Origin of the sequence: Paenibacillus tepidiphilus (genome assembly GCF_008635795.1) — a bacterium.
Taxonomy (GTDB): Bacteria; Bacillota; Bacilli; order Paenibacillales; family Paenibacillaceae; genus Paenibacillus_AQ; species Paenibacillus_AQ tepidiphilus.
This window is the reverse complement of the sequence record NZ_VWRQ01000048.1, coordinates 1-8,818: the sequence shown is the minus strand read 5'-3', so window position 1 is coordinate 8,818 and position 8,818 is coordinate 1. Positions and strand designations below refer to the sequence as shown.

The 8,818-nt window shown below is 48.4% G+C and carries 10 protein-coding genes; 3 read left to right on the top strand and 7 right to left on the bottom strand.

Annotated elements, in window-relative coordinates:
• Nucleotides 1-318: 318 nt before the first annotated feature.
• The 3 genes from F1379_RS29355 to F1379_RS29345 form a co-directional block, all read right to left on the bottom strand.
• Nucleotides 319-1,314, bottom strand: coding sequence for an HD domain-containing protein (locus F1379_RS29355; RefSeq protein ID WP_150276027.1), 996 nt, complete (start codon nucleotides 1,312-1,314; stop codon nucleotides 319-321).
• 159 nt (nucleotides 1,315-1,473) lie between these two features.
• On the bottom strand, nucleotides 1,474-1,821 hold the full coding sequence (locus F1379_RS29350) for a RidA family protein (protein WP_150276026.1): 348 nt from the start codon (nucleotides 1,819-1,821) through the stop codon (nucleotides 1,474-1,476).
• A gap of 66 nt (nucleotides 1,822-1,887) precedes the next feature.
• A complete protein-coding gene (locus F1379_RS29345; RefSeq protein ID WP_150276025.1) occupies nucleotides 1,888-2,361 on the bottom strand; it encodes a VOC family protein in 474 nt (157 codons plus the stop codon).
• A 114-nt stretch (nucleotides 2,362-2,475) separates the two neighbouring features.
• Between F1379_RS29345 and F1379_RS29340 the strand changes: the two genes are divergently transcribed.
• Nucleotides 2,476-3,384 carry a helix-turn-helix transcriptional regulator gene (locus F1379_RS29340; protein ID WP_150276024.1) on the top strand — a complete coding sequence of 303 codons (909 nt, stop codon included), beginning with the start codon at nucleotides 2,476-2,478 and terminating at the stop codon, nucleotides 3,382-3,384.
• Between the two features lie 46 nt (nucleotides 3,385-3,430).
• Here F1379_RS29340 and F1379_RS29335 read toward each other — a convergent pair whose 3' ends face one another.
• Complete coding sequence (locus F1379_RS29335) at nucleotides 3,431-3,940, bottom strand: ferritin-like domain-containing protein (RefSeq protein ID WP_150276023.1); 510 nt, start codon at nucleotides 3,938-3,940, stop codon at nucleotides 3,431-3,433.
• A gap of 185 nt (nucleotides 3,941-4,125) precedes the next feature.
• Entirely contained in the window at nucleotides 4,126-4,365 is a 240-nt protein-coding gene (locus F1379_RS29330) for a translation initiation factor 2 (protein ID WP_150276022.1), read from the bottom strand.
• Between the two features lie 592 nt (nucleotides 4,366-4,957).
• Here F1379_RS29330 and F1379_RS29325 point away from each other — a divergent pair.
• Complete coding sequence (locus F1379_RS29325; RefSeq protein WP_150276021.1) at nucleotides 4,958-5,167, top strand: helix-turn-helix transcriptional regulator; 210 nt, start codon at nucleotides 4,958-4,960, stop codon at nucleotides 5,165-5,167.
• Nucleotides 5,167-5,607, top strand: coding sequence for a hypothetical protein (locus F1379_RS29320; RefSeq protein WP_150276020.1), 441 nt, complete (start codon nucleotides 5,167-5,169; stop codon nucleotides 5,605-5,607). Before F1379_RS29325 ends, F1379_RS29320 begins: the two co-directional genes overlap by 1 nt.
• Before the next feature lie 120 nt (nucleotides 5,608-5,727).
• Here F1379_RS29320 and F1379_RS29315 read toward each other — a convergent pair whose 3' ends face one another.
• Complete coding sequence (locus F1379_RS29315) at nucleotides 5,728-8,196, bottom strand: FAD-dependent oxidoreductase (RefSeq protein WP_150276019.1); 2,469 nt, start codon at nucleotides 8,194-8,196, stop codon at nucleotides 5,728-5,730.
• Nucleotides 8,196-8,507, bottom strand: coding sequence for an ArsR/SmtB family transcription factor (locus F1379_RS29310; protein WP_150276018.1), 312 nt, complete (start codon nucleotides 8,505-8,507; stop codon nucleotides 8,196-8,198). The genes F1379_RS29315 and F1379_RS29310 overlap by 1 nt, the downstream gene beginning before the upstream one ends.
• Nucleotides 8,508-8,818 lie beyond the last annotated feature (311 nt).

Sequence of the window (8,818 nt, the reverse complement as noted above, 5' to 3'; positions counted from 1 at the left end):
TCTTGGTGGGGGAGGCCTCCCCCACCAAGAGAACCATCTCACCGATGTCCCAGAAGAATACTTTTACTCTTTTACACAAACTTCTTGACGCTACCATCAAACGGCCTTAAAGCAAGATAATAGATGTACGAAATGCAACTATAGCCGGGAAACGGCCTGTTTAGATGGATATAGTTGTACAAACTGCAATTAGCAGCTTAGCAGCGGGGAAATGCAGACAAACGCTGGCTAAGGCGAGTTAAATAACAACAGGCCGAGGGGGGACCTCGGCCTGTTGTTTGGTTGTTATCTATTCAAAGATAGCGAGTTGTGAAGCAGCTACTCCCACCAAACGTAGTACGTGCCCAGCAACTGTTCGAGTTCCTCGATCGTAGAGAGGCTGTCCTGTGAATATTCGGTGATCACAACGTCTTGAATGAGCGGCATCGCGAGATAAAGCTTACTCAAAACGGCAGTTTCCGCTGGAATTGCATTTGCAGGTTTATCACGCGACACGCGGATTCGCCATGACTCCATGAGCAGCTTGTCATACTCTTCAAGTGTGCTTTCATCGTTACGAAGCATCTGCTCGATATGTGTATCCGTCATGTCAGGCAACCTGGCGGCTTCAAGCTCACCTGCATTTATTAAGCGGCGAACCAATTTCTTCATTATTGCGTTTACGCCGATATTGGCTGGAGATGCGTGCATACGTGCCTCTTCCCATATGAGCCCGGTGACATGCTTGCCAGCTTCCGGTGTAAACTGGAGACATCCATTTCTATAGTCCATCTCTTCTAGAATTTTAGCAGTTGAAATTGTCAGATAACCGCCGGTAAATGCACTCCTGACCCAGGAGTCCAGATGATCCGCATGGAGAATACCGTCATTGTTCCTCAATATGCTGCGCCGTGAGCCATCAATATAGTCCATGACGTCTGTTGTGCGGATATTCGCATGGGAAAGGATGTCCACGATCTCCGCTGAGAACACAGTCTCGCGAGTCCATTGATGATGGTCCACGCCTTCAAGGGATTCTAACGTATGACTGAAGGGCGCATGCCCGATATCATGCAGCAGTGCCGCTGCCCGGAGCGCCCGGTTGTGCGGCTCATAATGCGCTGTTAGCGCAAAAACACCCAGTGAATGTTGTAAGCGGCTGTATGTATGGTGAGTATTGATGAAAGAAGCTCCGCCATGCCGGATATAATGAAGCCGTCGCAGCTTCATGCTTCTAAGTAATGCCTTTTCTTCATCGAAGAGCTGAATCTGTAGCTTCCATAAAGGCTCATAAATTTCGTCTAAAGCACCGTCAAGTCTTAACCGGAAATCCATTTCAATGTTTCCTCCTAGGAGCTTGAAATCTGTATTAGGTTTTCGGCAGGCTGATAAAACTATCTCGTTTTAAGGGCTTCAATATAAAAACCAACAGCTGTCTTAAACTGAAAAATAAAGTCTGAGACTACTGTTGGTTTATTGAACTAAAGTTTCCCGTTAATTCAATCCTTTGTACGCTATTCCGTCAATCATCAAGAGACAATCAGAGTCAAAAAAATCTGTCGTAGAAGTCATCCTGGCAGGGAATTTATCCTTTTCAAAATAATCGCAAAAAACCTGTTCCATTTCAGGTAAGTCCTTAACGGACTTTAGGTATACATTCACCTTAACAACATTATCCAGTGGTATATCAAGTTGATTAAGAGTCTCTTTTAAGTGTGAGAAAGTATTGTGAATCTGTTCTGTAAAGCTCTGTCCAAAACCCCGATGTAATCCGAGAAACACATAGTCACCAGCCACAACAGCAGATGAATAACTAAATGGTGTTGAAATTCGATTTACCATATACATGAGCCTCCTATGTATTAAGTTTAATAATAGTTTAGAACATACGTTCTTGGATGTAAATATTTACTTTTGTGGGATCTCTCCAGAAACTATACGATCCAGGAACCTCTCCGCATCCCGGTTAAACTTCCACACAATACCGAACCGGTCGACCAGCATGCCGAAGCATGAGGACCAGGGGACTTCTGACAGCGGCATGATCACATGACCGCCTGCCGACAAATTGGCGAAGTAAGTGGCAAGTGCCTGTTTATCATCAATAATAATGCTGATCAGCACGTTATTGCCTTGTACCAGCTCGCCCATCGTGTTCTTCATCGAAGGCAAAATATCCGACATCATAATTGTCCCACCCGCGAATTCCAGGGATGATTCCATAATCATATTCAACTCATGTTCGGGCATAGGGAAGCTGGGATTTTGCGGAATATCTTTGAATTTGGCCTTTTTAACTTTGCCTGCATGCAAAGCCTCTGCATAAAAATCAATGACCTCCTCTGTGATTCCGTCAAAGTTCAGATAAGCAATTACTGACATGATTGACAACCTCCTTCTTGTTATAAAGGAAGTATAGGCTATAATAGGTGACATTAAGATTGTCACCATTAGAACGCCAGAGTGGCTGTTTTTTGCGGAGAACGGAGGGGTTCCTTGAATAAAATAGAGCGCTTAATCTCCATTGTCATGATCCTGCTGCAGAAGAATATTGTATCGACTACCGAATTCTCGCAGCTATTACGCGTGTCCAAGAGAACGATCATACGCGACATGGAAACGCTGGGCTTGGCCAATATCCCCATTTATGCGATACACGGTGTTCACGGCGGCTATGGCATTATGGATGAATACAAAATCGACAAACGGCTGTTAAGCAGCAAGGATTTGGAAAATATCCTGACCGCACTTGGCGGCCTGGGGCAGCTTCTGGTTAGTGAGGATGTAGCGCTGACCGTTAAAAAGATTGAATCCATGGTCGGCACCGGCGCCCGAAGCAGCTCTGTTCACCTGTCTTTCTATGATTGGGATGGTCGTACCGAGATGGTTGCAACGCTTAATATTTGCCGGGAGGCGATAAAACAAACGAAGCTGCTAACCTTCGATTACATTGACCGGAGCGGAGTGCAGTCGAACAGGAGGGTGGAGCCGTACCAGCTTCATTTTAGTGAAATGAGCTGGTATCTGCGGGGGTTCTGCTTAGACCGGATGGACTACCGGACATTTAAACTGTCCAGAATGGAGAAGCTTGAAATCACTTCCCGAACCTTCGTCCCCAGAGATACAGTGGAGCTGTTCAGGGAGCAGCAATATCAGCCGGAACGGGTCACCATTAAGGCATTGATTGCGCATAGCATTAAGGATCATTTTATCGAAAGATACGGCCATAAAAGCATTGAGCCTTATGATTCCGAACGTTCGTCAGTGTTCATGGATGTCCCGCAGGATCAGACCGGGTTTCAGTTCTTGGCCGGGTTCGGAACGGAGCTGGAAATCCTGGAGCCCCAATCATACATTGATGATTTCCGGGCGTTTCTGGGGAGCTTGATTGGGAGGTATGGGTGAAAAGGGAGGGTGGCTGTCGCTTCCTGATCCGGACTTCCGGTCGATGCTATCGGATGACTTGATGATTCCCGATATTGTAAGCCGGTTCCATGCCTAAGTTTTGGAGCAACAGATTATTATATTTATCCGCATGTTTTTGCTCATCGAGAATAATTCCATACAAAGTATCCTTGTAAATTCCGTACGGAAGACCGAACCATATTTTTCGATATTTTTCAACCGCAGATAACTCACCTTGGAAGGCTTTTTGCAATCCGTCCATATAAGAATTAACATGCTCTGGGATTTCATTGCTAACTCCCGTCACTTCATGTCCTGTAAGTTCTCTATACATTTGCCGGAACATTTGATTATGTCCTCTTTCATCGTTTCGAATAGATGCAACAACTTCTGCCTGTTCATGGTTCGGAGCAAGTTTAATGAGCTGGTCATAAAAAAGTTCATCATTTCGTTCACCTTGTACGGCGTTCCTCATTAATTCAAGCGCATCTTGAGTTGAAGTGGCCCAAACGGGGACGAATTGTAATCTGAACCAATGCGGATAAACTATATGCATGAGCGTGGCCTCCTGAAATATAGGTATTAATACCCTCATAATATGCACATAAGCCCGTGTGTGATCATGCGGGAATGTGCTAACGCTTAGTTCGAAGATAATGAACGGTAGACGAATATTACGGCAATAAGAAAAACCGGCAAAAGTGCCGGTAGCTTTGATAAATCCTAATGTACTGAATCTTGTCAACCAACATTATTCCTGATTTTAACTAACTCGTTAATAAAATAATCAAGCTGAGTCTTGGTTGATTTAATAGAAGCGGTAGGTCTATTCTTTTTGGACTTATAATCCTGTTTTAAAGCGTCTAACGCTAAACCGGCAGCTAGAGCAGCGATTCCATCACCTAATGCAGCAATGGAGCCCCCTAAAAAAGCCAGCTTGGCAATTTCTATATCCCGTAGGTCCTTATCAGTGGGCAACATCCGTACCTCCTATTTTTCATGTGTACTAATATATGTTCGTCATCGCAAATTGTTAAAAACGCATTGGGCACGATGTATTGCAGTCCTTGTGTTCTTAGCGGTATCAGAATGAAGTCGGTGATCCGGTGATCCGAAGATCGCCAGCCTTGTCCGGCTTTGGATAGTTGGAAAATCGCCACTTAATTTCGCCGATTTTGTGGTTTTTACAGTGTTAGTTGGAAAATCACTACTTAATATGGATTGAAATGTTTCATTTGGCTAATAGGGTCCGAATTAAGTAGCGATTATCGAATTAGTTCGCTGAAATCTGTAAAAATAGCCAAATTAGTGTGCGAAAATCCAACTATATGCATTACTTCCTTTGATCCTGTACAGGAGAGTACTCCGGCCTGTCCGGCGAAAGCACATTGTTAGTGGACAACTGTAACCGCTGATGGGCATCCGATAAACCGTTAAGGTTATCGGGTGCCTTTTTAATGAAGCTGGTTTTATTGCAAAATAAACTTTGCAAAATATGCAAAGCCCGCTTGACACTTATTGCAAAGTGAACTATGCTAATTATGCAAAGTAAACGTTGCAAGGGAGTGATTGCTTGAAGACGCGAATTGCCGAGCTGCGCAAGCAGCATAAGCTGTCCCAGGAAGAGCTGGGGTTGGCTGTAGGGGTTACCCGGCAGACGATCACCTCGCTTGAGGTGGGGAAATATACGGCTTCCCTGGTGCTGGCCTATAAGATTGCCAAGTATTTCGGACTTGCCATTGAAGATGTGTTCGACTTTAGCGAAGTGGAGGAGGAATTGTAATGGACAAATACAAAGTTAGTCTCAAGAACCGCACGAACGCACTGTCACTGGTGGCTGCCGCCACGCTCCTGATCTATGTGGGGCTTATGTATTTCCAGGGCGGTCTGCCCAAGCTGCCAAGTTTTATTAAAGGGTTTCATATTGGCGCTTTTATAGGTGTCGAGCTGTTTGTGGTCTCTTATCTTGCTAAATATATGAAGGCTGCCAAGAACGAAACAGAGCTGAAGAAGCTGTATATCAAGGAAAGTGATGAACGGAGCGGACTGATTCTGCAGAAGACCGCAACGCTCGGCATGAGCATTACGTTTGTCGGCCTGGCCATCGCCGCCATTGTTGCCGGGTTCTTCAGTTCCCTGGTCTTCTACACTTTATTGGCTGCACTGCTGACAATTTTGATTATGTTCTTTGCGCTGCTGGTGTACTTTTCGAAGAAAAATTAGCGGCTGCTGAATTCCACCCGGTATGAAGACTTCCCTTATATACAGCTAAAGAAGCTGTCCATCAAGCCTTTATAAGGCCCGGGGACAGCTTCTTGTCATTTACGGTATAAGTCCGGGATGCTATATAAACAGATTATGGTTGGCCCCCGAAGCCTGGCCGAGATAGTAACCAACGCCGCCGATCTTCACCTCGTCCATCAGTTCCTCGTGCCGGATGCCCATCAGATCCATCGACATCTGGCAGGCCACCAGCTCGACGCCCTGGGCTGCCGCGCTTTGAATCAGCTCTTCCAGCGAAGCGACATTGTGCGTTCCCATAATGCTGCGGATCATCTTCGGCCCGGCACCGAGCATATTCATCCGGGATAGCCCCAGCTTGCGGCTGCTGCGGGGCAGCATCAGGTCGAACATGCGTCCGATCATATTCTTGGAGACCTTCGGCGCCTGAGCTTTACGGATGATGTTGAGTCCCCAGAAGGTGAAGAACATCGTGACCTTGCGCCCGCTCGCCGCCGCACCGTTAGCGATGATGAAAGAGGCAATGGCTTTATCCAGATCGCCGCTGAAGACAACCATGGTACTGGCCGGCTCAGGAATGTCAGCTGCGGCTGAAGAAGACGGGGTCTGCGGCAGCTCCTTGGCAATAACCGCCTCAATTGTTCCGCCCTGCCGTCGCTCCAGCTGCAGGAGCGGGGAGCCGGACATCGTTGCCCAGGCCTTCACATCCTCATAGAATCCGGGATCCGAAGCCTGCACCCGCAGGTTCTGGCCTGCAGCCAGCTGATCCATAGCCTGCTTGACCTGGATTAGCGGACCGGGACAGCTTAAGCCGCAGACGTCCAATTCCTTGTCAATTTGCAGCGCGGGTTCTTTCACAGCGCCCGTAGTTTCAGCGTGATCCGGACCACCCTTGCCTCCATCGTTTCGGACAGAAATTGGAGCGGGCTTAAACTGCGCCTGCCGGTACGTCTTATAGCCCCCGCTGAGATTCTTCACCTTAAAACCATGCTGGCGCAGAATCTGTGCAGCCGTGTAACCGCGCAGGCCAACCTGGCAGTAGACCCAGATCTCTTTGGCGATATCCAGCTCGCTGATCCGCTGGCGGAGCTCATCTACCGGTATGGAGAGGGAGTCCGGGATATGGCCGTTCCTGTGTTCCATGTCGCTCCGTACATCAAGCAGAATGGTCTGCTCCGGATTCCGTGTAGGAAGCTGGTCATACGTGTAAGTCTTCACACGTCCGGCAAGCATATTTTCAGCTGCGTAACCGGCCATGTTCACCGGATCTTTTGCAGAGGAATAGGGAGGTGCGTAACTAAGCTCAAGCTCTGCCAGATCGCTGATGTGACCGCCGAAATGAATGGCCACGGCGATGTCGTCAATGCGCTTGTCTACTCCGTCATAGCCTACAGCCTGCGCACCGAGAATGCGGCCTTCCGGTGCAAACAGCACCTTAAGCGTAATCGGGCTGGAGCCCGGGTAGTAGGAAGCATGGGAAGCCGGATGAACGGTAATGCTCTGATAAGGAGCGCCGAGGCGCTGCAGGGTCTTCTCATTGCTGCCGGTAGCGGCTCCCGTCAGGCCGAACACTTTAATGATGGAAGAACCTTGCGTACCTTTGTAGGTGGAATTCAGACCAGCAATCCGGTCGGCCGCGATGCGGCCCTGTTTGTTGGCGGGTCCTGCCAGCGGAACGGCGGCCGGGGTACCGTGAATGTAATCCTTAACCTCAATGGCGTCACCGACAGCATAGATATGCGGCATATTGGTTTCCAGTGCTTCATTGACAAGAATATGTCTGCGGGCGCCAAGTGCAATGCCGCTGCCGTCCAGGAACGAAGTGTCCGGCGTTACGCCGATGGCGAGAATCACCATATCTGCGGTCAGAATATTGCCGCCGGCAAGCTCTACACCGATGCCGTCATCCAGCGCACGGAAGCCCTGGACACGCTGCGAGAATAACAGGTTCACGCCGTGCTGCTCCATTTCCTGGGCTAAAGCCGCCGCTAATTCAGGATCGAAGGGGGCCAGCAGCTGTTCGTTGCCCTCAACCAGCGTTACCTTGAGTCCGGCTTCCTGTAAATTCTCGGCCATCTCCACGCCGATAAATCCCCCACCAATAACAATTGCAGACTCGTTGTTAGAAGAAGTAACATGTCCTTTGATCCGGTCGATATCCGGTATATTGCGGACGGTATAGATCAGCGGATGATCTTTTCCCGGCAAATCAGGAATGATAGGGCGAGCGCCGGGAGACAAAATCAGCTCATCGTAGCTTTCCTCATATAGACCGCGTTCCCGGCTTTGCACCTGCACAGTTCGCTTATCCGGGTTAATGGCGATAACCTCGCTCTCTGTCCTCACATCGATGCGGAAGCGGTCCGCCATCCCTTCCGGCGTCTGCACCAGCAGACGCCCACGGTCTGCGATGGAGCCGCCGATGTAATATGGCAAACCGCAGTTGGCAAACGAAATGTAGGGGCCTTTCTCAAACATAATAATCTCGGCATGCTCATCCAAGCGGCGCAGACGCGCGGCTGCCGATGCTCCTCCTGCCACTCCGCCGACAATCAGTACTCTTTTATTCATCAATCACACGCTTCCTCTCCAAACAAAATAGGTATAATCTGTTCGATCCGTGGATCGGCCAGCACATAATTCACTTCCAGGCCGTTGCGCTCTGTCGCCACGATTCCCGCGCTGCGGAGCTTCTGCAGATGCTGGGACACGGTCGATTGCGGAAGGTCCAGGCATTCCTGCATATAAGAGACGTTGCATTTCTTCTTCCGCATCAGCCCGCGTACAATACACAGGCGAACGGGATGGGATAAAGCCTTCAATAGCTCGGCGAGCTCGTCGAATTGCTTGGAATCGGTACTGGTAAAAGCGGTAGTGTCCATGCTTCAGCCTCCCTGGCTTTGAATCGTTATATTCAGATAATACGATATAGTTGTCGTGATGTCAAACGGTCCAGACTAATCCTTTGAGCAATTGGTACCTCGACCGAGCTCATTGTAAGGACTCCATCTATGAACGAATGCATTCCGCAGCTGAATTCCGTAGGTTTGATGGCCAGAGTGTCACAGGATGCGGTCGAGGTACTAGATAGATTTTCACCACTAGCGTTGCATTAACCCTGACATGCATTTAGATTCTGTTTATTTTAGTATTTAAAGGGATGTTTTAACATTTATTTTTGGCTGCCAAACTA